The sequence below is a fragment of the Agromyces rhizosphaerae genome, from assembly GCF_027925245.1.
GTDB lineage: Bacteria > Actinomycetota > Actinomycetes > Actinomycetales > Microbacteriaceae > Agromyces > Agromyces rhizosphaerae.
Genome location: NZ_BSDP01000001.1, coordinates 2,041,777 through 2,066,005 on the forward strand (window position 1 = coordinate 2,041,777; position 24,229 = coordinate 2,066,005).

Genomic DNA, 24,229 nt, shown 5'->3' on the forward strand with positions numbered 1-24,229 from the left:
GGGGAACCCGCCTCCGTTCCCCCTGTGGAGGGCCGCCCCGGCGTACCGACCTGCACCGCGAATGGTCACGAAGTGTCGGAATGCCGGACCGGTTTGCGGCAGTTCGTGACGACTCGATGACCGGCGAGCGGGCGGGCGGATGCCGCTCAGCCCTCGTCGCCCTCCCCCACGATCCCCTCGTGGATGCGCCGCAGGTCCTCCATGAGCGAGCCGATCAGCACCCAGTGCGACGAGCGCGGCGGCGCGAGCGAGAGCGGCGCCGTCAGCACCGGGATCTCGGTGGTCATCGGCTCGGGCTCGCGCTCCGCGGGGCGCACGAGCAGGCGCACGTCGTGCGCGGCGCGCGCGAGCTCCTCGCAGATCGAGCGCACCGAGGGCTCGTCGTGCAGCGACTGGTCGTAGTGGTCGGAGAACGCGCGGGTCATGCCGATGAGCTGCGTCGTGATGGGGCGGAGGCGCTCGACGAGCGCCTCGAGCTGCTCGAGCTCGCGCCGGTGCGACTGGCGGCGGGGGTTCAGCGCGAGCGACTCGCGCGCGTCGTCGAGCGCCTCGTGCGCGGCATCCGTCATCGGCCTGAGCAGGCGGGCCTCGATGATGATGCCCGAGACCTCGCCCGGCGACTGCGGGGTGGCGAGGCCGCGCGCGAGGCGGTCCATGGTCGCGGCGATCTCGAGGCCGAGGTCGACCACGGCGCGGCGGGCCGGCTCGACGAGCACGGGCGGCACGATCAGGGCGTTGACGACGATGCCGATGAACGCGCCGAGCACCGTCTCGAGCACGCGGTCGAGCGCGTACTCCGGGGTCGACTGACCGAGCGCCAGCACGAGCATCGCGCTGATCGCGACCTGGTTCGACGTGCCCGACGTGAGCTTCAGCCCCCACGAGGTGAGGCTCGCGGCGACGATCGCGAGCAGCACGACCCAGGCGTCGGGGCCCAGCAGCAGCCCGAGCACCGACGCCAGGATGACGCCGACGAGCACGCCGACGCTGCGCTCGATGCCCTTGCCGAGCGACTGGTTGACGCTCGGCTGCACGACGAGCAGGGCGGCGATGGCCGCGAAGATCGGGGGCGTGCCCGGGAAGAGCCAGGCGCCGACCAGCCAGGCCGCGATCGTGGCCGCGATCGACTTGGCGACCTGCAGCACGGGCAGTCGCCGCGTCGCTCGGAACCCGCCGGCGAGGCGCATGGCTCCACGGTAGCGCCCGAGGTGCCGCGGGCCGCGGCGACGTCAGGAGTAGATGTGCCCGCCGAGGTACTTGAGCCCCGAGTCGCAGGCGATCGTCACGACGCGGTGCCCGGGGCCGAGCGCGACGGCCTCGTCGATCGCCGCGCACACGTTGAGCCCCGTCGAACCGCCGCCGAACACGCCCTCGGTGCGGGCGAGGGTGCGGCACATCTCGAACGCGCGGTCCTGCTCGATCGCGCGCACCTCGCGCAGCACCGTCCGGTCGAGGAACGGCGGGTCGACCGAGACGGCCACGCCCTCCACCCGGTGCGCGCCCGGGACGCCGGTCGTGAGCAACGCCGACTCGGCGGGCTCGACCGCGACCACGGCAGGGTCGGCACCGGATGCCCGGAGCCCGGCGAGCGTGCCCATGAGCGCACCGCCCGTGCCGACGGCGACGCAGAGCACGTCCGGGCCGCCGGGCAGCTGCTCGGCGATCTCGGCGCCCATCGTCGCGTACCCGCGCGGCACGTCGGGGGAGCCGAACTGGTCGGCGTAGTAGGCGTGCGGCGCCTCGGCGAGGGCGTGGGCGCGCTGCCGCATCCGGTCGATCAGCTCCGTGGTGATGGTGCCGTCGCCGCTCGGCTCGACCAGCACGGTCGCGCCGAACGCCTCCATCGCCTGCCGCTTGCTGTCGGAGAACGCGTCGGAGAAGACCGCGGTGAACCGCAGCCCGAGCACGCCGGCGACGAACGCGAGGGCGGTGCCGGTCGAACCGCCCGTGTACTCGACCACGGTGTCGCCCGGCTCGACGTCGCCGCGCTCGAGCGCGCCGGTCAGCACCGCGACGGCCATGCGGTCCTTGTACGACCCGGTCGGGTTCGCGCCCTCGACCTTCACCCACACCTCGGCGGCGCCGTGGGGCACCAAGTGCTCGAGCCGCACGAGCGGCGTGCGGCCGATCGCCGCGAGCCCGCCCGTGACGCGCCCGCTGCCGCCTGGATCGCCCATGTGCGCACCCCCGTGCGTGCAGGCTATCGCGGGTAGGCTCACGGCATGAGCCCGGAAGCACAGGTGCTGGTGGTCGGCGAGTCGATCATGGACGTCGTCGTCGATGCCGAGGGCACCGAGACGGATGCGCCGGGCGGCTCGCCCGCGAACGTGGCGCTCGGCCTCGCGCGGCTGGGCGTGGGCGCGAGGCTCGCGACGGCGCTGGCGCACGACGCGTTCGGGGAGGCGATCGCGGCGCACCTCGGGGCATCCGGCGTGGTCATCGACGACGCCTCCTGGGGCCTCGAGCGCACCGCGGTCGCGCGGGCGACGATCGCCGCCGACGGGTCGGCGACCTACGACTTCGACATCGCGTGGGAGCTGCCCGGCGCACCCGCGCTCGCCGGCGAGCGAGTGCTGCACACCGGGTCGATCGCCGCGTTCCTCTCCCCCGGCGCCGACCGCGTGCGCGAGGCGGTCGCGGCCGCCGCGGGTCGCGCACTCGTCACGTTCGACCCGAACGTGCGGCCGGCGCTGCTCGGCGAGCCCGACGCGGTGCGCGCCGAGGTCGAGTCGCTCGCTGCCGCGTGCGACGTCGTGAAGCTGAGCGACGAGGATGCCGCGTGGCTCTACCCCGGCCGCGCGATCGACGTCGTGGTGGCGGAGCTGCTCGGCGCTGGGGCCGGGATCGTGGCCGTCACGCTCGGCGGAGACGGCGCGGTGGTCGCGAACTCCGAGGCATCCGCCGTGGTGCCCGCAGTGCCGGTGGAGGTGCGCGACACGGTGGGCGCGGGGGACACGTTCATGGCCGCGCTCATCGCGGGGCTGCTGGCGACGGATGCCGCGCCGGCGACGCTCGACCACGACGCCCTCGCGCGCCTCGGCAAGCGCGCCGCGACGGCCGCGTCGATCACGGTCGGGCGCGTGGGCGCCGACCTGCCGACCGCGCGCGAGCTCGAGCACGCGCTGGATGCCGCGACCGTGCAGGAGTGCCTCGACGCGGCCGCGTGCACCAGCCCCTGGTGACCGCCCCGGGCTACTCCGAGGTCGCCGGCTCGGCGAGTTCCGCCTCGACCTCGACCGGCTTGCGCACGAGTCGAACCAGGAACACGCAGCCCGCGAGCACGACGAGCGTCACCACGAGGCCGAGCCAGGTGAGGTCGGTGGCCGCGAGCACGACGTAGCCGACGATCGCCGAGCCGCCCGCGATGCCGACGAAGGGCAACTGCGTGACGACGTGCGTGATCACGTTCGACCCGGCGCCCGTGGACGACAGGATCGTCGTGTCGGAGATCGGCGAGCTGTGGTCGCCCGCGACCGCGCCCGCCAGCACGGCGCCGAGCATCGGGAGCAGCAGCTCAGGGGCATCCACCGCGTTGACGATCCCGCCCGCGATCGGGAGCAGCAGGCCGAACGAGCCCCACGAGGTGCCGGTCGAGAACGCCATCGCCGCGGCGAGCACGAACACGATCGGGATCAGCCACGCCGGCGACAGGTTCGACGACTCGACGAGCTCGCCGAGGAAGACCCCGGTGCCGAGCGCGTCGATGAGGCCGCCGAGCATCCAGGCGAGGATCAGGATGCCGACCGCGGGCATCATCGACTTGATGCCCTCCCACCAGCCGCGACCGAAGGTGTTCCAGGCGAACTTCGGGTTCGCCGTGGTGTAGCGGAAGTAGTAGTACAGCGCGACGGCCAGGCCGAGCGCGCCGCCGAAGATGAGCGCGGCGCTGGTGTCGGTCGACGCGAGGATGTCGACGACGTTCCACGAGCCGCCGGCGCTCACGCCGGTCCAGACGATGCCGGTGAAGACGCCGACGACGAGCGCGACGAACGGCACGACCAGCGCGCGCTTCGCGCCCGGCTCGTGCACGGGGAGGTCCTCGCTCAGGTGCCCCGGCACGACCTCGCCCTCGGCGTAGGGCCGGCCCTCGGTGATGGCCCGCAGCTCCTCGCGTCGCATCGGGCCGATGTCGGCCTTGAAGACGATGACGAGCCAGACGAGCACCGCCGCGGCGATCGCGTAGTAGTTGGCCGCCGCGGCGCCGAGGAAGGCCTGCACGCTGCTCAGGGTGAGCGCGGACGCGGCGACGATGGGGGTGAGGATGCCCATGATGTACGCGCCCCAGCTCGAGAACGGGGCGAGCACCGCGACCGGGGCCGACGTCGAGTCGACGATGTACGCGAGCTTCGCGCGCGAGATGCGGTGCTCGTCGGTCACCGGGCGGCTGATCTGCCCGACGGCGAGGGCGTTGAAGTAGTCGTCGATGAAGATGACGATGCCGAGGATCGCCGGCAGGAACATGCCGCCCCGGCGGGTCTTGATGCGTTCGACCGCCCAGTCGGCGAACGCCTTCGTGCCGCCCGACATCATGATGAACGCGGCGATGACGCCGAGCGCCAGCGTGAAGACCAGGATGTAGACGTACCAGGTGTTCACGCCGCCGTCGACCCAGAAGATGCCGGCGAACGCCTCCCAGACCAGTCGCAGCGTCTCGAGCGGGTTGAACGCCGCGATGAGCAGCGCGGCCGTGAGCACCCCCGCCCCGAGGCTCAGCATGACCTTCTTGGTGATGATCGCCAGCGCGATCGCGATCACCGGCGGAACCAGCGTCAACCAGGGTGCCGTCTCGAGCATCGGGTCCCCCTCCCGTGTGCTCCGACCCTAGGAGCCGCGCGCGCGGCCCGTCAACGCCCGGCGGACGCGCGGTGGGACCGCCGGAGCGGGACTGCGTACGCAGACTGCGGGAATCCGCGGCGCGTTCCCGCAGTTCGCGTACTCGGTCGCGCCCGCAGTGCCGGCGAAGCGCCTAGAGCGTGCCCTCGTGCCGCGGGTCGAGCGCGAAGACGACCGCGCGGCCGGTCACGACCTCGACGTCGATGCGCACGAAGTTCGGCTTGTCGGTCGGGATCCACGGCTTCAGGGGCGCCGACTCCGCGTCGGCGATCTCGGCCGGCGTCGTGAGCGGCTTGGCGGTGCCTCGCACGACGATGCTCCAGCCGCCGTCCTGGTCGAAGTGGTCGACCTCGAAGGCGACGGCGTGGTTCACCGTCACGTCATCGAACTTCGTGCCGCCCGCCGTGCGGAACAGGATCGAGCTGCCGCTCGCGAAGTAGTTCACGGGGAAGATGTCGGGTCGGCCGTCGACGGCCACCGCGAGCCGGCCCATCTCGTTGTTGCGCAGTCGCACCCAGCACTCCTGCTCGGAGAGTGAGGTCATCAGGGTCGTCGCATCGTCCATGGGGCCATCCTCGCAGGCTGGCTGGCGGTGTCAACGGTGGCGACGGTGGCAGCCGGGTGCGGCGGGGCATCCGCCCTCTATTCAACAGGTGTAGTGTAGATGACGACGATGAGGTCGACACCCTTCGCGATGCCGACCCCCGCCAGCCCGGGGTCGACCGACCCCTGGGATCCGCATTCAGGAAGGTAGACATGGCACGCGTCAGTGGAAAGGTCGCACTCATCAGCGGCGGAGCCCGGGGCATGGGGGCGTCGCACGCCCGCCTGCACGTCGCCGAGGGCGCGAAGGTGGTGATCGGCGACATCCTCGACGAGGACGGCGCGACCCTCGCCGGCGAGCTCGGCGACGCGGCGAGGTACGTGCACCTCGACGTGACCGACTACGCCCAGTGGGAGGCGGCCGTCGCTGCAGCGGTCGAGGCGTTCGGCCGGCTCGACATCGTCGTGAACAACGCGGGCATCGCGAACTTCGGGCCGATCGAGGAGTACACGCTCGACGCGTGGGACCTGATCCTGAGGATCAACCTCACCGGCGTCTTCTACGGCATCAAGGCCGCCATCCCGGCGCTGAAGGAGTCGGGCGCCGGCTCGATCGTCAACGTCTCCTCGACCGCCGGCCTCCAGGGCTACGAGGCGCTGCCCGGCTACAACGCCGCGAAGTACGGCGTGCGCGGCCTCACCAAGAACGCCGCCCTCGACCTCGGCCGGTACAACATCCGCGTGAACTCCGTGCACCCGGGCGTGATCCGCACCCCCATGACCGCCGAGCTCGAGACCCCGCAGAGCCACGTCGCCCTGCACCGCGTGGGCGAGCCGATCGAGCTGTCGAACCTCATCCTCTTCCTCGCGAGCGACGAGTCGAGCTTCTCGACCGGCGCCGAGTTCGTCGCCGACGGCGGCGAGACCGCGGGCCTCGCGCACTACGCCGACTGAGGGCGAGCGGATGCCCCGGGGCCACCGACGCGCTCGCCGCGCGCCGCTCCGGGGCAACCGTCGTCTCGCCCGCCCCGCGGCATCCGCTCGCCTCGCCCTACCGCCGCGCGCGCTCCCGCGCCTCAGGGCGACCACTGCCCAACCGGTGTCACCCCTCCGGCTAGGCTGAGCGGGTGACGACGAGCACGCCGGGTTCCCCGGGCCTCGATCCGCGTGCCGAGCGCACCCGGAAGGCGATGGTGGACGCGCTGAGCCGTTTGCTCGCCACCACGGCGCTCGACGAGATCAGCGTCACCGCGCTCTGCCGCGAAGCCGGCGTGCACCGCACGACGTTCTACGGCCACAACGAGAGCGTGCAGGACTTCGCGATCGAGCAGTACGGATACGAGTTCGACACGATCTCGATCGTCGACGTCGACCCGTCGGAGGGCGACCCGCAGCAGGTGGCCGCGCGGTACGAGGAGTCGCTGCACGCGCTGCTCGAGCACGTCGCGTCCGAGCGCACGGGCTACCGGGGGCTGCTGACCTCCCGCTCGCGCTGGCTCTTCCACTCGGTGCTCGACGTGCGGATCCGCCACCGTGCACTGCTCGCGGTGCAGGTCTGGGCCGAGCGCGGCGTTCCCGGCGCCCCGAGCGACCCGGGCGCGCAGGAGGAGGCCGCCGCGTACATCGCGGGCGGGCTCGTCGGCGCGATGGAGACCTGGGCGCTCGGCGACGACGACGACATCGCCGCGGCGACGGCGCGCTTCACCGCGCTGCTCCCGTCGTGGTGGCCGCACCCCACCGACGACTGACTCCAGACCCGTCGAAATCCCGCGCTTCCAGCGCTGGGAACGCAGGTTTCTGACGGGTCTCGCGAATCGACGAGGTCAGCGGCCGCCGCCGCCACCGCCGCCGCCGCCCCCGCCGGAGAACCCGCCGCCGCCCGAGCCGCCGCCCGAGCTCGACGAGGCCGCGGCCACGCGCGCCGCGGCGGCCGACTGCATCGCGTGCGATCCGGCGACGTTCATCGCGATGAGCGCCGCGTACGGCACGTGCCGGTGGCGGCGCCAGCGGATGCGGTCGTCGTCGACCTCGCGCACGAGCGTGTCGAGCTCGCGCGCCCACGAGTCCTCGATGCCCCACAACTGCGCCCACGGGAGCAGGTCCTCGTAGAGGTGCACGCGCTCGGCGGCATCCGTCGCCGCCGCCCTGCCGCGGTCGGCCTCCGAGGCGATCGGTCGCCGCTCGGCGGTCTCGACGCCCTGGAGCACGCGCATGCGGTCGCGTTCGGCGAGCTGCATGTAATCGCGGAGCCCCAGGAGGTGGTCGCGCAGCGCGGCGCCGAGCTCGGTGAGCACGGCCGGGCGGTTGGCGATCATCAGGCCGAAGATGAACCCGAGCACGCCGACGATGAACCCGCCGATCACCCAGATCGTCGCGACCTCGGTGAACATGCCGATCACGAACACGACCCAGAGCAGCATCGAGCTGATCAGCTCCACGCCCGAGAGCCAGCCCATCGGCCCGCGCGGCGGCTTCACGCGCAGCCCCCGCCGCAGCGCCTCGGCCGGGGCGTCGTCATCGACCGCCACGAGCGCCCGCGCCTCCGAGAGCTCCATCTTCTTGTCGATCTCGCGCCGCGCGCCCGGCTGCATAGTCGGGAACATCGCCATCAGCAGTCGCAGGTCGCGCGGCTCCATCGCCTGCGGCACGTCGAGAAGTTCGGCGTGCAGGTCCTTCGTCTCCCGCCCGCGCCAGTCGGTGCCGCCCGAGACCTCGACGAACTGGATGTGGTCGTTCAGGGCGAGCCGCAGGATCTGCGCCTGCAGCCCCTGGTTCTGCCGCCCGATGATGTTCGCGCCGAGGATCGGGTCGACGCCCTGCGGCGGGCTGTACTCGGGCACGATGATGCCGCGGCCGGGGTGGTCGCGCCAGCGCGCGATGCGCACGACGAGCATCACGATCAGCAGCACGAGCACGAGGCCCGCGAGGATGCCGGGAAGCCACGTGAACCACACACTGTCGCGCGCCCGCTCTGGCACCACGAACGTGCCCTTGTCGAACGCGATCGCCACGGTCACGCCGGAGTACGGCCCGAGGTCGGTCTCGCTGACGTCGAAGGTTCCCGCAGCGGCATCCGACTCGATCTCGCACTGCACGTCACTGCCCTGCACGCCCCGGTAGCAGGCCGCCGCGCCCGTGAGCGCGTCGGTCAGCGCGGGGTCGACGACGAGGTGCATCGCCACCGTGCCGAACGGCTGCGGCCAGCCGGTGCCGTTGACGTCCCAGTAGAACTCGTCGACGCCGGTGTCGCCGAAGGTGCCGACCACGTCGTGCTGGCGGTAGCTGATCACGTAGGTCTGCACGCCCCGCACGAACTCGTCGGTGCCGAGCGCGAGGTCGATGTAGCCGTCGCTGCGGGTGGCCTCGGCGGCGACGGGCGCGCCCGACTCGTCGGTCACGATGATCTGCTCGGTGCGCAGGTCGACGCCGTCGTAGGTGTCGACGAGGCTGCGGATGATGCCGCGGTTCTGGTTGAAGTCCGGGAAGCGAGCGACGATCGTCTCGGTCACGTCGAGCACCGCGTGGCCGTCGGCGTCGCGGCTCAGCGCGTAGTCGGCCGTGAACGAGTCGAACGTGAAGTCCTCGACGCCCGCGGGCGCCTGTCGGACGGGCGCGGCGGCTGCTCCCGATGCGGCGATCGTCGCACCGACGACGATCAACGCCAGCGCGGACGCGACGGTTGCGACGGTTGAGAAGCGGAGGGGCAGTCGGATGCCTCGAAGCTGCATGTCTCGAGTCTGGCAGTTCGCCGCCCGCGCGCATCGGGGTTCTCCCCGGGCGAGGCGGCCGAGTGCGGGCGGCGCGACGCGCGAGCGCGGCATCCGCCAGAATCGAAGCAGTACGAGAACGGGGTGCGAGCATGGCGGACGAGACGGGCGGCGGACCCGCCGCGGGGTGGTACACCGAGCCCGGCACGGGCCGGCAGCGCTGGTGGAGCGGCAGCGAGTGGGGCTCCTACCAGGCCGTGCCGTCGGACTGGACGCCGCCGCGGGAGACGGTCGCCGGCAACGGCTTCGCGATCGCCGCGCTCGTGCTCGGCATCTGGGGCTTCCTCACGACGTGGATCCCGTTCTTCATCGGGCTGATCCTCGGGGCCGTGCCCGACCTCCTCGCGATCATCTTCGGCATCCTCGGCATCGTGCGCGCGAACCGCGTCGGGGGCACCGGCCTGGGAATCGCCATCGCCGGCCTCGTGCTCGGCACGCTCGCGTTCGCGTCGATCTTCACCGGCGCCGGCACGATCTGGTAGCCCGGCTCAGCGGCGCCGGCTTCGTCCCGCCTGCCCGACTCAGCGGCGCCGGCTTCGTCCCGCCGGCCCGACTCAGCGGCGCCGGCTTCGTCCCGCCGGCCCGACTCAGCGGCGCCGGCTTCGTCCCGCCGGCCCGACTCAGCGTCGCCAGCTTCGCCCCGCCGGCCCGCCCAATTCACACGGGCCCGCGTTCGAACACGGGCCGACGCGACGAACACGTGCCGGTGCGATCGGCACGTGCCGAAGCGATGAGGTGGGTGACGTGGGGCGGATGCGGGAGGCGGTCGACCGAGCGGTCAGTCGCGGAGCACGCCGTCGGGGTCGCGGATCTCCACGCGCGCGCGGCCGTCGGGATTCGTGCCCGCCAGGTCGACGACACCGCGGAAGACGCGGGAGGCGCCGCCGCCGACGCGGGTCACGCCGGTGAAGTCGAGCACGAGGCATCCGTCGTCGTTGACCAGGGGCAGCAGGCGCGTCAGCACCTCCTCCATGCCGGCGAAGCGGATGTCGCCGCGCAGCAGTGCGACCGTGGTGCCGTCGTCGGGGTCGAGCGACGCGATCGGCGAGAGCGGCTCGCCGCGCGGGTCGAGCATGTGCAGGCCATAGCGCTCGCTCATGGTGGTGAGCATCTCGACGCCGCGCACGCTGTTGCCGCGCTCGTCGAGGCGCGGGCTGAACGTGCCGACGCCGAACTGCTCGGGCTGCAGCGCCACGATGCCGCCGCCCACGCCGCTCTTCGCGGGGAGGCCGACGCGCAGCAGCCACTCGCCCGACGCGTCGTACATGCCGCAGCTGGTCATCATCGAGGTGGTCCACCGGGCCGCATCGGCGCTGATCACCCGCTCGCGCGTCAGCGGGTTGATGCCGCCGGTCGCGAGGGTCGCGGCCATGACGGCGAGGTCCCGCGTGGTCACCACGAGCGCGCACTGGCGGAAGTAGGCGTCGGTGGCGACGTCGACGGGGGCGGCGAGCGTGCCGGCTGCGTGCGTGAGGTAGGCGAGGGCGCGGTTGCGGTCGCCGGTGGCCGCCTCGGAGGCGTAGACGGATTCGTCCAGCTCGAGCTCGCGCCCGGCGAACCGGCTGAGGCCCTTCCGGATCTCTCGGAACTTCTGCTCGGTCGTCTCGCCGCCCATGAGGGAGGTCGCGACGATGGCACCGGCGTTGATCATGGGGTTGTCGGGGCGGCCGGATGCCTCGAGGCTGATGGCGTTGAACGGCTCGCCGCTCGGTTCGAGGCCCACGTGGCGTGTCAGGGTGTCGAGGCCGAGCGCGTCGAGCGCGAGCGCGAAGACGAACGGCTTCGAGGCCGACTGGATCGTGAACTCGACGCGGCTGTCGCCCGCCTCGTGCACCGAGCCGCGCGTGCTCGCCAGCGCGATCGCGATCGGCTCGGGGTCCACGTCGGCGAGCTCGGGGATGTAGTCGGCGACGGCGCCGTCCGTGTTCGGCCGGGCGGCGTCGAGCACGCCCGCGAGCGTGCGATGCACGGGGTCGGTCAGCCTCGGATCGTGGTGGTCGTCTGCGTCGTATCCGTCGTCGCTGCGCCCGTCGTCGGCCATGCGGTCAGCCTAGGGCCGTGCGCTCGCGCGGGCCATGGGTGAATACTGGGAGCGCATCGGGCCCGGAGCGACGCGCATCGGGCCCGACGGCCCGACAGGGGAGCACCGCCGGAACGAGGGGGACCGGATGTCCGCACCGATCGGCATCGAGGGCGTGCACGCGCTCATGGTGACGCACGTCGACAACGCGGGCATCTCGCGCGTGAAGGTGCTGCCGGGCCGCCGCCTCGACACCGCGGACGAGTCGGGCGTCAGCATCTCGAACAGCGTCGGCATGCTGTTCTCGGTCGACGACCACCTCAACTCCACCCCGGAGATCGATGCGATCGTCGGCGACCTGCGCGGCATCGCCGACCTGACCGCGCTCGCGATGGTCGATGCCGGGGTGGGCCTCGCCTGGGCGCCGGCCGACCTCCGGGCGCTCGACGGCTCGGAGCATCCGACCTGCCAGCGCTCGGCCCTCAAGCGCGTCGTGTCCGCCGCCGAGGACGACGGCCTCGCGTTCCGCATCGGCTTCGAGCTCGAGTTCACGGTGTTCCGCACCCCCGGCGACGATCGCGAGGACCGCGCGACGGTCGCGGCCGACCCGGTCGCCGTCGTGCCCGAGTACGCCAACGACGGCCCCGCCTACGCGACCCGCGCGCTGCTCGACGTGGAGCCGTGGCTGCTCGCCACGATGGCCGCGCTCGATGCCGCGGGCGTGCCGGTCGAGCAGGTGCACCCCGAGTTCGGCGACGGCCAGATCGAGATCGCCCTCGCGCCGCGCGAGCCGCTGCGGGCGGTCGACGAGCTGGTGCTCGCGCGCATCGTGATCCTGCGGACCGCGGCGCAGCACGGGCTGCTCGTGTCGTTCGCGCCGGTGCCCGTCGCGGGCGGGCCGTCGGGTGGATGCCACGTGCACCTGTCCGCCCGGCACGAGGGCCGCGCGCTCATGTTCGACCCCGACGCGCCGCACGGGTTCACGCCCGAGGCGGGCATGATGATCGCCGGCATCCTCGACCGGCTCGAGGAGGGCCTCGCGCTGCACGGCGGCAGCGTGCTCTCGTTCGACCGGCTGCAGCCGAACCATTGGGCGGGCGCCTACCGGTGCTGGGGCCCGGCGAACCGCGAGGCGGCGATCCGAGTGGTGGAGGGGCAGGCGGGCCACGAGGCCGAGCAGCAGAACCTCGAGTTCAAGTGCGCGGATGCGGCCGCCAACCCGTACCTCTCGGTCGCGGCGCTGCTCGCGTCGGCGCTCGACGGCATCGCGCGCCGCGCCGACCTGCCCGAGCCGGTGCTGGTCGACCCGAGCACGCTGACCGACGAGGAGCGCGACGACCGGGGCATCCGTCGCCTGCCCGCCGACCTCGGCGCGGCGCTCGAACTGCTCGACTCCAGCCAGTTCTTCCACGACGTGTTCGGCACCACGCTGCTGGACGCGTACGTGGCGTCGCGACGGCACGAGTGGGTCGCCTACGGCGGGCTCGACACCGCGGCGGTCGCCGAGATCGTGCGCTGGCGGTACTGAGCGCGCGCATCTTGCGCGCGTGGTGAACGCGCGTTTACCATGGTGAACATGCGTTCACCGACGGCGCCGGAGCCGCACGAACTCTCCACGCGGGCACGCATCCGGGCCGCCGCGATCGAGCGGTTCGGGCGCGACGGCTTCGGCGTCGGAGTACGCGCGATCGCGGACGACGCGGGCGTCAGCGCGGCATCCGTCATGAAGGTCTTCGGGTCGAAGGAGGCCCTGCGGGTCGCGTGCGACGCGTACGTGTTCCGCACCGTGCACCAGGCCAAGCACGAGGTGCTCGTCGAACCCGGAGCGCCCGGGGCGTTCCTCGGGCAGCTCGCGCGCATGGATGAGTACCGGCCGCTCGTGGGCTACGTGCTGCGGAGCATCCAGGACGGTGGGCCGCACGCCGCCGAGTTCATCGAGCACATGGTCGCCGACGCGCTCGACTACGTCGCCGACGGGGTCGCCGCGGGCACCATCGTGCCGAGTCGCGATGAGGACGCGCGCGTGCGGTACCTCATGGGCGCCATGTTCGGGGCGCTCATGCTCGAGCGGCTGCGCCCTGGGGCGCCGGCCGACCCGAGCGAGGGCATGCTGCACGCGCTCGGGCGCACCGCGCTGCCCGCGCTCGAGCTCATGACCGAGGGGTTCCTGACCGACCGGGCGCTGCTCGACACGTACCTCGAGTACGTGCCCGACCCACCGGCCGACGCCGACGACGCCACCGGCTGACGCCCCTCCCGTGCACGAAACCACTCCCCGCTCCCTCCCCCACCCGAACTGATCGAAGGCGACCATGACCACGACCTCCGGCTCCACCACGACGCTCCCCCGCACCGACCGCTCCGACGCCCCTGCCATCGAGATCGCCGGCCTCCGGAAGCGCTTCGGCCAGACCACGGCCCTCGACGGCCTCGACCTCACCGTCGAGCGCGGCGAGGTGCTGGGCCTCCTCGGCCCGAACGGCGCGGGCAAGTCCACGACCATCCGCGTCCTGCTCGGCCTGCTGCGCGCCGACGGCGGCGACGTGCGGCTGCTCGGCGGCGACCCCTGGCGCGACGCGGTCGCGCTGCACCGGCGACTCGCGTACGTGCCCGGCGACGTCGAGCTCTGGCCGAACCTCACCGGCGGCGAGGCGATCGACGTGCTCGGGCGCCTGCGCGGCGGCATCCACCGCAGCCGGCGCGACGAGCTGTGCGAGCGCTTCGACCTCGACCCCGGCAAGAAGGGCCGCACCTACTCGAAGGGCAACCGGCAGAAGGTCGCGCTCGTCGCCGCGCTCGCGTCGGACGTCGAGCTGCTGCTGCTCGACGAGCCAACCGCGGGCCTCGACCCGCTGATGGAGGCGGAGTTCCAGGCGTGCATCCGCGAGGCGACGACCGCCGGGCAGACCGTGCTGCTGTCGAGCCACATCCTGGCGCAGGTGGAGGTGCTGGCCGACCGCATCTCGATCATCCGCGAGGGACGCAACGTCGAGACCGGATCGCTCGCCGAGCTGCGCCACCTCACCCGCACGAGCGTCTCGGTCGCCGCGACCGGCGACACCGCGAGCCTCGAGTCGCTGCCGGGCGTGCACCACTTCCGCGTCGACGACGGCTTCGTGCGCTTCGACGTCGACGGCGAGGCGATGCCTGCGCTCGTCGCACGGCTCGGTGCCCTCGAGGTGACCGGTCTCACGGCCACCCCGCCCACGCTCGAGCAGCTGCTGCTGCGGCACTACGGCGACGTGCCCGAGGGGGCGGCGGGGGCGGATGCCCCTGAGTCGACCGAGGGCGCAGGGGCGACGGATGCCCCCGGGTCGACCGGCTCGGCGTCCGCGCCCGCCGCCACCGACGCGGAGACCTCGCGATGAGCACCGCCACGGCTCCGGCGCGGCGCGCGCCCGAGGCATCCGCCCCGCTCGGCCCGCCCCGCCCGCTCGCCGGCACCGGCGCGCTGCTGCGGTTCATGCTGCGACGCGACCGCATCCGCTTCTTCGGCTGGACCCTCGGGCTCACCATGATGCTCGTCTACTTCTCGGGCGTGCTGCGGTTCGTGTTCCCGAACCCGGAGGACCTGCAGACGATCATCGGGTTCACCGCGAGCCCGGTCGGCGCGCTGCTCGGCGGGCCGGGGTTCGGGTACGACGACCTCACCCTCGACCGATTCCTGGTGAGCCAGTACGGGCTGTATCTCATCACGGGCGCCGGGCTCATGGGCATCCTCACCGTCATGCGGCACACCCGCCGCGAGGAGCAGGCGGGGCGCGCCGAGCTGCTGCGCGCGAGCGCCGTCGGCCGGGTCGCGCAGCACACCGCGGCGCTGCTGGTCGCGGTGCTGATGAGCGTCGTCGTCGCCGTGCTGTACGGCGCGGTGCTCACGGCGCAGGGCACGGATGCGGCGGGGGCGTTCACCTTCGGGGCATCCGTCGGCGCAGCCGGCATCGCGTTCGCCGGCCTCGCCGCGACGACCGCGCAACTGACCGCCTTCTCGCGCGCCGGGTCGGGCATCGCCGGCACCGTGCTCGGCCTGTCGTTCCTCGTGCGCGGCCTCGGCGACATGTCGAGCGCGCAGGGCGGCGACCTCGGATGGCTGTCGTGGCTGTCGCCGATCGGGTGGTCGCAGCAGACCGCACCGTACGTGTACGACCGGTGGTGGCCGCTCGCGCTGTCGCTCGCGTTCGCCGCCGTGTGCGCGGGGATCGGGTTCTGGCTCGCCGGCCGCCGCGACCTCGGGTCGGGCCTCATCGCCGCGCGCCGCGGCAGCCCGGCCGCCGCGCCCTGGCTCGCGAGCCCGTTCGCGCTGGCGTTCCGGCTGCAGCGCTCGGCCATCATCGGCTGGACGCTCGCGCTCTTCGCCTCGGCCATCGCGTACGGCAGCTTCTCGCAGCCGCTCGTCGAGGGCTTCGTCGACGCCCCGCCCGAGCTGCTGGCGATCATGGGCGCGGAGGACGACATCCTGTCGGGCTACCTCGGCCTGATGGGCCTCATGATGGCGTTCTTCGCGGTGATCTTCGCGATCCTGTCGGTGCAGTCGCTGCGCGGCGAGGAGCTCGACGGTCGCGGCGAGGGCGTGCTCACGGCGGCGGTCGGGCGCGGCACGTGGATGACGTCGTGGCTCGTGGTCGCGGCGCTCGCCGTGGCGTGGCTGCAGTTCGCGTCGGGCGTCGGCCAGGCGATCGGCGCGTCGACGTCGACCGGCGACTGGTCGATCTTCTGGGACGTCGTGCTCGGCCACGTCGCGCACTCGCCCGCGGTCTGGGTCGTACTCGCGGTCGCCGCCCTGCTCTACGGCTGGCTGCCGCGCCTGCTGGGCGTGGTGTGGGTGCTGTTCGGCTACGCGTTCATCGTCGGGTTCTTCGGTCCGCTCTTCGACCTGCCCGACGTCGCGCTCTGGATCTCGCCGTTCGAGCACATCGGCGAGTACCCGGGCGAGGAGCTGTCGGGGGTCGCGATGCTCGTGCTCGCCGGGGTCGCGGTGGTGGTGGCGGCCATCGGCGTGCTCGGGTTCCGGCGGCGCGACCTGATCAGCGACTGACGGGTGAGACGAGAGCGAGCGGATGCCCCGGGGCATCCGCTCGCTCTGTGTTGTCGCGCTACGCGCCGACCAGCTCGCCGCGCTCGGCGGCGTCGGTCGCGCCCGCGATGGGGCGGCGCAGGATCGCGCCGTCGTCGGTGACGACCAGCTCGGGGTCGGTGACGGGGGCGATGAGGTCGTTCGTCATGGTGCGGTCCTTTCTCGATGCGTGCGGTGGGCTCGGGTGGTGGCGCGCGCAGCCGGCTGCGGCGCGGGGGATTCGGACAGGGGGTGGGCGGCGACGTGCGCAGGGGAACGGCGCACGTCGCGACACGGCGTATGCAGGGGGGTGGCGAGCGCTGGGGGCGCTCGCCGGACACGGCGTATGCAGGCCGGCGTATGCAGGGGTGGGGGAGTCAGAGGAAGCGCACCGGCGCCCGGGCGCGACGGACCTCGATTGGGGGGAAGTGAGATCGGTCGCCTCGACGGCGCGCCGGTGCGCGACCGGCGTCGAACGCGGCAGCGCCGCGCCGCCTGGCAAGGGGGGATGCAGGCGGGGCGCTAGACCGCGGCGACCCGATCTCGGAAGTGGCGCAGCAATGCACCCAAGGCGTCGGTGTGCGACGCGCTGTGGATGTGGATTGCCACGTGATCACTTCCCTCTCTGACCAGGCACCGGGACTGGGGGAGAGTTCCCGTCTGCCTGTGGTCTGACCATACCAAGCGATCCTGAGAGCGGGCTGTCAGTTCGGATGCCGCGTGCGGCATGCGCGTGCCGGAGCGCGCGCCGACTCAGGGGCATCCGCCCCTCGTCTCCGCCGACGGAAGTGCGGGGGTCGGGCTCAGCTGCGGTGGAACAGGTTGGCGATCGCGTGCCAGATGCGCAGGCGGGTGTCGGGCGCGGTGTCGACCGCTCCGGTCGGCTGGTGCACCGGACCGGTCGTGGCGATCGCGCCGCCCCAGGCGCCGTTGGTCCACGGTGAGGTGCCGCGGTGCGTGGGCTCGAACAGGCTGGTCTCTGCGCTCATGACGTCCTCCTCGACGCTGTCCCGTGATGCGCGGGTAACTTCCATTGTCTCGCGGTTCGGGCGCCTCGGGGTCAGGACTCGCCCTTCGCGAGGCCCGGGCGCGCACCGAGCCGGTCGCTGCGCCACCGCCGCGCCGCCCCGTACCGTGGAACGGTGAGCTCGAACGGCCGGCCCGACGCGCAGCCCACGCCGGCGCGCGTCGGCGCCCGCGCGATCGTAGCCACCACCGGACTCACGCTCGCGACGCTCGGCGCGGTGCTGCCCCAGACGATGAGCGCACCGGTCATCGGGCTCACCGCGGAGGACTACGGCACCACGGCCGCCGAGGCGAGCTGGGCGCTCACGGTCGTGCTGGTCGTCGCGGTCGCGTCGACGCCGGTCATCGGCCGGCTCGGCGACGCGTTCGGGGCGCGGCTGCTGCTCGTGCTGCTGCTGCCGGTGGTCGCGGTCGGCCTCGTGATCGCCGCGCTCGCGCCGACCATCGGCTGGCTGATCGCGGGCCGGGCCGTGCAGGGTCTCGCGGGCGGCGTGCTGCCGCTCGCGATCACGATCGTCTCGCACCTCTTCCCCGGGCGGCATCGCGCCGCCGCGGTCGGCCTCGTGACCGCGACCTTCGCGACCGGCACGGGCTTCGGCGTCGTCGTCTCGGGCCTGCTCGTGGACCACATCGGCGTGCGCGCGCTGTCGTGGGTGCCGCTCGCCCTCATCGCCGCGGCCGAGGTGCTCGTCATCGCGGCGCTCCCGCACATCCCCACCCGGCACGGCGTGCACATCGACGTGCGCTCGGCCCTGTTCATGTCGGCCGGCCTCGCCGCGCTCCTCCTCGCCCTGACCGAGGCGCCGCAGTGGCCGCTCCCCTGGCTCTCGATGAGCGGATGCCTCCTCGCCGGCGCCGCCCTCCTCGTGCTGTGGATGCGGCGCGAGCACCGCAGCCCCGACCCGATGGTCGATCCGCGCACGCTCGCCCGCCGCGGAGTGTGGGCGACGCACCTCACGGCGCTGCTGCTCGGCGCGACGCTGCTCGGCTGCTTCGTGCTGCTGCCCGCGTTCGCCGAGGCGCCCGCGGACGCCGACCCGACGACGGAGACCGGCCTCGGGGCGAGCGTGACGGTCGCCGCGCTCCTCCTGCTGCCGGCGTCGCTCGCGATGCTCGCGGTCGGCCCGCTCGCGGGCATCCTGCGGCGACGGTTCGACACCCGCGCGCCCGTGCTGCTCGGGGCGGCGACGGCCGCGCTCGGCGGGATCGTCATCTTCGCGGCGACGCGCGACTTCGCCGGGCTGCTCGTGGGCACCGTGCTGCTCGGCGCGGGCATCGCGGTGAGCTCCGCGGGCATGGTGAACGTGCTGATCGACGTCGTGCCCGACGACGAGGTCGGCGTCACGACCGGCGTCAACGTGGTCGCCCGCCAGATGGGCGGCGCGCTCGGTGCCGCCGGCGTGGCCGCCGCACTCGCGGTGCGCGGCTTCCCGCCCGACGCGGCCGCCTTCGGCACCGCGTTCGCGCTCGTCGCCGCGCTCGCCGTCGCCGGCGCCGCCGCGTCCCTCCTCATCCCCCGCCGCCGCGCCCGCTGAACGTCGCGCCCGCCGCACGCCGCCGCGCCCGCCGCGCGCGCCCGCCGCACGCCGCCGCGCCCGCCGCGCGCGCCAGCCGCGGCGCCGCCCCGCGGCATCCGCTCGCCTCGTCCTTCCCCCAGCGCGTAGCGAACACATGCAGATCTGCACGTTGGCGGCGAAAGCATGCACTCGTGCGGCGTGTCGCGCGGCGTTGCATGTTTTCGCTACAGACGCGTGCGCCTGACGGCGGTTCCGGCGCCGCCCGCGGCATCCGCTCGCCCCGTCCTGCCCCCAGCGCGCCTTCCCGCGGCATCCGCCCCTCCCGAAAACATGCAGAAACGCGCGTTCCGCATCGAGAACATGCATCGCCGCGGCGTGTCGCTCGCGATTGCATGTTTTCGGGAGGGGTCGCCGGGTGCATGGCTCGGCTACGCCGGATCGTGCGGACGTGCGTCAACCAGAGGCGCCGCCCCGCGGCATCCGCTCGCCCTACTTCTTGCCGCGCTCGCGCTGCTCGACCTCGCGCGCGTAGTCGGGCACCGAGTTCGTCCAGGTGCGCGGCGGCCGCTCGTATCCCGTCGACGGCGGCCGCTCCGGAATCTCGATCTTGCGCCCGGGCACCTGCTCCCACGGCACCTTCTGCAGGATGTGCGCCATCACGTTGATGCGCGAGCGCCGCTTGTCGTCGCTCTCGATCTCGTACCAGGGCGCCTCGGCGATGTCGGTGTGGAGGAACATGCGGTCCTTCGCGCGCGAGTAGTCCTCCCACTTGGTGATCGAGGCGAGGTCGGTGACGCTGAGCTTCCACCGCCGCATCGGGTCGTCGAGCCGCGAGCGGAACCGCTCCTCCTGCACCGTGTCGGACACGCTGAACCAGTACTTCAGCAGGATGATGCCGTCCTCCACGAGCATCCGCTCGAAGATCGGCGCCTGGTGCAGGAAGCGCTGGTACTCCTCGTTCGTGCAGTAGCCCATGACGCGCTCGACGCCGGCGCGGTTGTACCAGGACCGGTCCATCAGCACGATCTCGCCGGCCGCCGGCAGGTGCGGCACGTACCGCTGGAAGTACCAGCGCGTCTTGTCGCGCTCGCTCGGCGCGGGCAGCGCGACGATGCGCGCCTGCCGCGGGTTGAGGTACTCCGACACGCGCTTGATCGCCGAGCCCTTGCCGGCCGCGTCGCGCCCCTCGAAGATCACGACGACGCGCGCCCCCGACTGCTGCACCCACTTCTGCATCTCGACGAGCTGCGCCTGCAGGCTCTTGAGCTCGCGCTTGTACAGCGACTTCGGCATCCGCTTGGTCATGTCCTGACCTCCCCGTGCCCGAAAGCCTAGGGGGCGGATCCGGCGGGGCGCAGCCCTCCACAGCCGTGGCGCGGCCGTGGCGCGGCCGTCATGCGAGCGACGCGACGAAGCGCCGCATCCGCTCGGCCATCTCCTGCGGCACCTCCGCGACGGTGAAGTGCCCGCCCTGTTCGAGCCGGTCGAACCAGCGGAGGTCGCGATAGAACGACCGCGCGACCGACTCGGGGTTGCCCGCCTCGTGCCGCTGGATCCACACGGCCGCGGGCACGTCGACCGGCGGGATGGGCCCCGGCTCGTCGCCCCGATCGAAGTAGGGGCGGAACGACGACGCGATCGTCCGGGTCGCCCAGTAGATCGTCGCCTCGGTGAGGATGCGATCGCGCGAGATGCGCCGCTCGACGGCGCGCGGCTCGCCGGGCGGGGTGTCGCTCCACTCGACGAGCTTCTCGGTGATCCAGGCGAGCAGGCCGGCGGGCGAGTCGTCGAGCGCGACCGCGAGGGTGTCGGGGCGGGTCGCCTGCACGTGGGCGTAGGCGCCGTCGGGGCCGCCGCGCGCGTCGAGCTCGTCGAAGAACGCGAGGTCGTCGGGGTCGGTCAGCGCGGCGCGCTCCTCGGGGGTGGGGAAGTGCGCGTGCGTGGCGACGATGCCGGCGACGTGGTCGGGGTACGACGCGGCGATCAGGTCGCTGACGTTCGCCGTCACGTCCTCGCCGTACGTGACGTACCGGTCGTAGCCGAGCACGTCGGTCATGAGCGCGTGCATGGTGGCCGCGAGCCGCGCCTCGGTGAGGGGGCCGTCGGCGGAGGGCGTCGAGAACGCGAAGCCGGGCAGGCTCGCCACCACCACGTGCATGTCGGGCAGAAGGTCGGCGAAGTCGAGCTGAAGCGCGAAGGTGTGCGGCCAGCCGTGCATGACGAGCAGGGCGGGTGCGCCCGGCAGCGCGGAGCGGAGGTGCGCGAAGTGCACGGTCGCTCCGTCGATCGGGGCGGTGAACTGCGGATGCCCGTTCAGCCACGCCTCCCGCGCCCGCCAGTCCCACCGCAGCCAGGTGTCGACGAGGTCGCGCAGGTAGTCGGCGTCCATGCCCGACTCCGGCCGTCGCGGCGAGTCCGGGAGCAGGCGGGTGCGCGCGAGCCGTGCTCGCAGATCGTCGAGGACCTCGTCGGCGACGTGGATCTCGAAGGGCTCCACCGTCATGCCGCGAGCGTACGGCCGGCCACCGACAGGAAGGCGCGTCAGGTACGGGCGCTGCCATCTCGCCCATCGTGTTCGCTGGCTGGTCCGCCGAGCTACGTGTCGCGTCGATCGCGGTCGAGGACCGCGCGCATCTCGGGGAAGGCACGTGACACCGTGGTCCACAGCAGCCCGGCGTCGATGCGGTCGTAGTGATGCACGACGTAGTCCCGGTTCTGCGCGGCCTGCGACCAGACGGGATCGTCGAAGCGTGTCGGATCCGCACGGACGAGACGCTTCGCGAGGTCCCCGACACGGTTCGAGAGCGCTTCGAAGGCCAGGGGGAGGGCCAGATCGTCGTCGAATGCCTCGCGTCCACGCGCGACGAGCGCGGCGGCCCGCTGGAGCGTCGACTCGAGGGCATCGAGCCAGCGGTCGATGCGGTCGTCCGCACTCACAACGCCTGGGCTTCGTCGAGGATGCCACGGTCGCGGATGGGGTCCAGTGCGCCTCGCGACACGACATCGACGGTGCGCTCGAGCAACGACGCCACGTCGACCTCGAACTGGGCGAGATCGAACAGCGAGGCGTCGTCGTTCGGAACGACGAGGAGGTCGACATCGCTGTCCGGGCGGTCGTCACCCCGCGCCGCCGACCCGAACACCTCGACCGACCGGATCCGGTTCGCGCGAGCCAGCCGCTCGATGAGCGAACGCCGGTGATGCAGCAGTTCGCGAAGCGGCGTGCCGGGCCGCCCCTCGGTCGTTGCGCTGTCGCCCGGTGCGGGTACGACCGAGGAATAGGGAACGAGCACCGCCTCGGGCTTCCGGTGCGAGCCGATGACGACCGGCGCGGCCGCGCTGCCCTGCGCACGGAACTCACGCAGCACCGCTGAGAGCTTCGCGCGTGCCTCGGCGACCGGTACGACGGTCTGTGCGGGGTCGGACGGGGACGTGCTCATGGTCCGATGGTAGCAAGAATGTACATATTCATGTACAGAAGGTGCCATCGCGCGTGGCCACTGGAACAGCGGCCCCGCGGCATCCGCCCGCTCTGGCCGCCGTCGGCGGGCGGCGGTAGCCTCGGCGTGTGGACCTCCACCGAGCGGATGCCGCCGCCGAGGCGGGCACCGCGACCCCCAGCGACGACCGGGCGCACATCGACGCGATCCGGCGGTCGCCGCTGGTCCGGCGCATCCGCGAGTCGGTCATCGGCGACGACCAGGTCGTGCCGGGGCCGTACGGGCCACGCCGCGTGACCTACGCCGACTACACGGCGTCGGGGCGGGCGCTCACGTTCATCGAGGACTTCGTGCGCGACGAGGTGCTGCCGCGGTACGCGAACACGCACACCGAGTCGAGCGGCACGGGGCTGCAGACCACGCGGCTGCGCGAGGACGCCCGCGCGACGATCCGCGACGCGGTCGGCGGCGACGACGACACGGTCGTGATCTTCACCGGCGCCGGGGCGACCGGCGCGATCGACAAGCTCGTCGGGATGCTCGGCCTGCGCGTGGCATCCGCCCTCGACGACCGCTACCACCTCACCGCCGCGATTCCCGCTGAGGAGCGCCCCGTCGTCTTCATCGGCCCGTTCGAACACCACTCGAACGAGTTGCCGTGGCGCGAGTCGATCGCCGACGTCGTGACCATCCCCCAAGACGCCGACGGCCACATCGACCCGGCCGCGCTCGAACGCGAGCTGGAGCGGTACGCCGACCGCCCGCTCAAGATCGGCTCGTTCTCGGCGGCGAGCAACGTGACCGGCATCGTGAGCGACACCCCGGGCATCTCGGCGCTGCTGCACCGGCACGGCGCGCTGTCGTTCTGGGACTTCGCGGCGGCAGCGCCGTACGTCGACATCGAGATGTACCAGGGCGCGCCCGCCGACGCCCTCGCCACCGGCGAGTACAAGGACGCGATCTTCCTCAGCCCGCACAAGTTCATCGGCGGGCCGTCGACCCCGGGCGTGCTGGTCGTGCGCCGCGAGCTCGCGACCAACCGGGTGCCCGACGTGCCCGGCGGCGGCACGGTCGCCTTCGTCAACCCGACCGAGCACGAGTACCTCGCCGACGTCGCCCACCGCGAGGAGGGCGGTACACCGGCGATCGTCGAGTCGATCCGCGCCGGGCTCGTGTTCGGGCTGAAGCACGCGGTCGGCGTGCCCGCGATCCGCGCCCTCGAGGACGACTTCCTCCAGCGTGCGATCACCGCCTGGCACGGCGAGCCGGCCATCGAGGTGCTCGGCAACCTCGACGCCGAGCGCCTGTCGATCGTCTCGTTCGTGGTGCGCGCCCCGAGCGGCCGCTACCTGCACCACAACTTCGTCGTCGCACTGCTGAACGACCTGTTCGGCATCCAGTCGCGCGGCGGATGCTCCTGTGCTGGCCCGTACGGCCACGAGCTGCTCGGCATCGACATCGAGCGCTCGCACGAGTTCGAGCGCGAGATCGCCCGCGGCTGCGAGGGCATCAAGCCCGGCTGGGTGCGCATCAACTTCAACTACTTCATCTCCGAGGCCGTGTTCGACTACCTCGTCGAGGCCGTGCGCCTCGTCGCCCGCGATGGCTGGCGGATGCTCCCCGACTACACCTTCGACCCCGAGTCGGGCCTCTGGCGCCACCGGCGCGGCCCCGCCGAGCCGCCGCTGCGCCTGCGCGAGGTGTCGTACGACGCCGAGGGGCGGCTGACGTATCCGCACCACGACGACCGGGCGCCGGAGTCGGCGCTCGCCGGGTACCTCGCCGAGGCACGCGAGCGGTTCGCGGTCGCGGGTGGCGGGGCCGGCCCGCCTGCAGGTGGGGTGACGGATGCCGCCGCGCCGACGCATCCGTTCGAGCAAGTGCAGGTGACGGATGCCGCTGCCCAGCCGCATCCGCCCACCGATGCCGACCGGGCCGACGCCTCACCGGCGACGCTCTCCGCCGACTTCGAGCACCTCCGCTGGTTCGACCTCCCCGCGGTCTGCCTCACGAAGTAGCCGTCGCTGCGCGCC

Annotated in this window: 22 protein-coding genes and 1 pseudogene; 11 read left to right on the top strand and 12 right to left on the bottom strand. The window is 72.9% G+C overall.

Translation table 11 applies throughout. From position 1 onward, the window contains the following. Positions 1-146: 146 nt before the first annotated feature. Together QMG39_RS09620 and QMG39_RS09625 are read right to left on the bottom strand one after the other, a co-directional pair. Positions 147-1,187 carry an FUSC family protein gene (locus QMG39_RS09620; protein WP_281884425.1) on the bottom strand — a complete coding sequence of 347 codons (1,041 nt, stop codon included), beginning with the start codon at positions 1,185-1,187 and terminating at the stop codon, positions 147-149. Between the two features lie 42 nt (positions 1,188-1,229). Next, a complete protein-coding gene (locus tag QMG39_RS09625; RefSeq protein ID WP_281884427.1) occupies positions 1,230-2,177 on the bottom strand; it encodes a PLP-dependent cysteine synthase family protein in 948 nt (315 codons plus the stop codon). Positions 2,178-2,222: 45 nt separating this feature from the next. Here QMG39_RS09625 and QMG39_RS09630 point away from each other — a divergent pair, with 45 nt between their 5' ends. Then, the gene (locus QMG39_RS09630; protein ID WP_281884429.1) at positions 2,223-3,182 is read left to right on the top strand and encodes a PfkB family carbohydrate kinase; all 960 of its coding nucleotides are present in this window, start codon (positions 2,223-2,225) and stop codon (positions 3,180-3,182) included. 10 nt (positions 3,183-3,192) lie between these two features. On the opposite strand, the gene QMG39_RS09635 is transcribed toward QMG39_RS09630, so the two are convergent. Together QMG39_RS09635 and QMG39_RS09640 are read right to left on the bottom strand one after the other, a co-directional pair. Beyond that, positions 3,193-4,794 carry a Na+/H+ antiporter NhaC family protein gene (locus tag QMG39_RS09635; protein ID WP_281884431.1) on the bottom strand — a complete coding sequence of 534 codons (1,602 nt, stop codon included), beginning with the start codon at positions 4,792-4,794 and terminating at the stop codon, positions 3,193-3,195. A 172-nt stretch (positions 4,795-4,966) separates the two neighbouring features. Beyond that, complete coding sequence (locus QMG39_RS09640) at positions 4,967-5,398, bottom strand: pyridoxamine 5'-phosphate oxidase family protein (protein ID WP_281884433.1); 432 nt, start codon at positions 5,396-5,398, stop codon at positions 4,967-4,969. Between the two features lie 191 nt (positions 5,399-5,589). Between QMG39_RS09640 and QMG39_RS09645 the strand changes: the two genes are divergently transcribed. Continuing rightward, positions 5,590-6,330, top strand: a complete 741-nt coding sequence (locus tag QMG39_RS09645; RefSeq protein ID WP_281884436.1) for a glucose 1-dehydrogenase — start codon at positions 5,590-5,592, stop codon at positions 6,328-6,330. A 173-nt stretch (positions 6,331-6,503) separates the two neighbouring features. Next, on the top strand, positions 6,504-7,124 hold the full coding sequence (locus QMG39_RS09650; protein WP_281884437.1) for a TetR/AcrR family transcriptional regulator: 621 nt from the start codon (positions 6,504-6,506) through the stop codon (positions 7,122-7,124). A gap of 75 nt (positions 7,125-7,199) precedes the next feature. On the opposite strand, the gene QMG39_RS09655 is transcribed toward QMG39_RS09650, so the two are convergent. Beyond that, positions 7,200-9,104, bottom strand: a complete 1,905-nt coding sequence (locus tag QMG39_RS09655) for a DUF2207 domain-containing protein (protein WP_281884439.1) — start codon at positions 9,102-9,104, stop codon at positions 7,200-7,202. A gap of 131 nt (positions 9,105-9,235) precedes the next feature. Between QMG39_RS09655 and QMG39_RS09660 the strand changes: the two genes are divergently transcribed. Beyond that, positions 9,236-9,625, top strand: coding sequence for a DUF4190 domain-containing protein (locus QMG39_RS09660; protein WP_281884441.1), 390 nt, complete (start codon positions 9,236-9,238; stop codon positions 9,623-9,625). A gap of 296 nt (positions 9,626-9,921) precedes the next feature. Here the strand turns inward: QMG39_RS09660 and glsA are convergent, their stop codons facing one another. Continuing rightward, positions 9,922-11,184, bottom strand: a complete 1,263-nt coding sequence (glsA, locus tag QMG39_RS09665) for a glutaminase A (RefSeq protein WP_281884443.1) — start codon at positions 11,182-11,184, stop codon at positions 9,922-9,924. A gap of 127 nt (positions 11,185-11,311) precedes the next feature. On the opposite strand from glsA, the gene QMG39_RS09670 reads away from it, so the two are divergent. The 5 genes and pseudogenes from QMG39_RS09670 to QMG39_RS09685 all read left to right on the top strand — a co-directional run bounded on the left by QMG39_RS09670 (position 11,312) and on the right by QMG39_RS09685 (position 16,195). Continuing rightward, a complete protein-coding gene (locus tag QMG39_RS09670; protein WP_281884445.1) occupies positions 11,312-12,691 on the top strand; it encodes a glutamine synthetase family protein in 1,380 nt (459 codons plus the stop codon). Between the two features lie 48 nt (positions 12,692-12,739). Continuing rightward, positions 12,740-13,411 (top strand): TetR/AcrR family transcriptional regulator, encoded by a 672-nt coding sequence (locus QMG39_RS09675; RefSeq protein WP_281884447.1) that lies wholly within the window; start codon positions 12,740-12,742, stop codon positions 13,409-13,411. Between the two features lie 187 nt (positions 13,412-13,598). Next, positions 13,599-13,943, top strand: a pseudogene (locus tag QMG39_RS17155) (ATP-binding cassette domain-containing protein); the annotation flags it as partial. Between the two features lie 33 nt (positions 13,944-13,976). Next, positions 13,977-14,531 (top strand): ATP-binding cassette domain-containing protein, encoded by a 555-nt coding sequence (locus QMG39_RS17160; protein ID WP_444979321.1) that lies wholly within the window; start codon positions 13,977-13,979, stop codon positions 14,529-14,531. After that, positions 14,528-16,195: an ABC transporter permease gene (locus QMG39_RS09685; RefSeq protein ID WP_281884450.1), complete on the top strand. Its 1,668-nt coding sequence runs from the start codon at positions 14,528-14,530 to the stop codon at positions 16,193-16,195. Before QMG39_RS17160 ends, QMG39_RS09685 begins: the two co-directional genes overlap by 4 nt. A 58-nt stretch (positions 16,196-16,253) precedes the next feature. On the opposite strand, the gene QMG39_RS09690 is transcribed toward QMG39_RS09685, so the two are convergent. Together QMG39_RS09690 and QMG39_RS09695 are read right to left on the bottom strand one after the other, a co-directional pair. Continuing rightward, complete coding sequence (locus tag QMG39_RS09690) at positions 16,254-16,382, bottom strand: hypothetical protein (RefSeq protein ID WP_281884452.1); 129 nt, start codon at positions 16,380-16,382, stop codon at positions 16,254-16,256. Between the two features lie 634 nt (positions 16,383-17,016). Further along, the gene (locus QMG39_RS09695) at positions 17,017-17,202 is read right to left on the bottom strand and encodes a hypothetical protein (RefSeq protein ID WP_281884454.1); all 186 of its coding nucleotides are present in this window, start codon (positions 17,200-17,202) and stop codon (positions 17,017-17,019) included. 153 nt (positions 17,203-17,355) lie between these two features. On the opposite strand from QMG39_RS09695, the gene QMG39_RS09700 reads away from it, so the two are divergent. Then, on the top strand, positions 17,356-18,774 hold the full coding sequence (locus QMG39_RS09700; RefSeq protein ID WP_281884456.1) for an MFS transporter: 1,419 nt from the start codon (positions 17,356-17,358) through the stop codon (positions 18,772-18,774). Positions 18,775-19,245: 471 nt separating this feature from the next. Here the strand turns inward: QMG39_RS09700 and ppk2 are convergent, their stop codons facing one another. The 4 genes from ppk2 to QMG39_RS09720 all read right to left on the bottom strand — a co-directional run bounded on the left by ppk2 (position 19,246) and on the right by QMG39_RS09720 (position 22,124). Then, a complete protein-coding gene (ppk2, locus tag QMG39_RS09705; protein WP_281884458.1) occupies positions 19,246-20,061 on the bottom strand; it encodes a polyphosphate kinase 2 in 816 nt (271 codons plus the stop codon). A gap of 88 nt (positions 20,062-20,149) precedes the next feature. After that, the gene (locus QMG39_RS09710; protein WP_281884460.1) at positions 20,150-21,259 is read right to left on the bottom strand and encodes an epoxide hydrolase family protein; all 1,110 of its coding nucleotides are present in this window, start codon (positions 21,257-21,259) and stop codon (positions 20,150-20,152) included. Between the two features lie 92 nt (positions 21,260-21,351). Further along, positions 21,352-21,693, bottom strand: a complete 342-nt coding sequence (locus tag QMG39_RS09715; protein WP_281884462.1) for a HepT-like ribonuclease domain-containing protein — start codon at positions 21,691-21,693, stop codon at positions 21,352-21,354. Then, positions 21,690-22,124: a nucleotidyltransferase family protein gene (locus tag QMG39_RS09720; protein WP_281884463.1), complete on the bottom strand. Its 435-nt coding sequence runs from the start codon at positions 22,122-22,124 to the stop codon at positions 21,690-21,692. The genes QMG39_RS09715 and QMG39_RS09720 overlap by 4 nt, the downstream gene beginning before the upstream one ends. A gap of 200 nt (positions 22,125-22,324) precedes the next feature. Here QMG39_RS09720 and QMG39_RS09725 point away from each other — a divergent pair, with 200 nt between their 5' ends. Beyond that, entirely contained in the window at positions 22,325-24,214 is a 1,890-nt protein-coding gene (locus QMG39_RS09725; protein WP_281884465.1) for an aminotransferase class V-fold PLP-dependent enzyme, read from the top strand. The last annotated feature ends 15 nt before the right edge of the window (positions 24,215-24,229 follow it).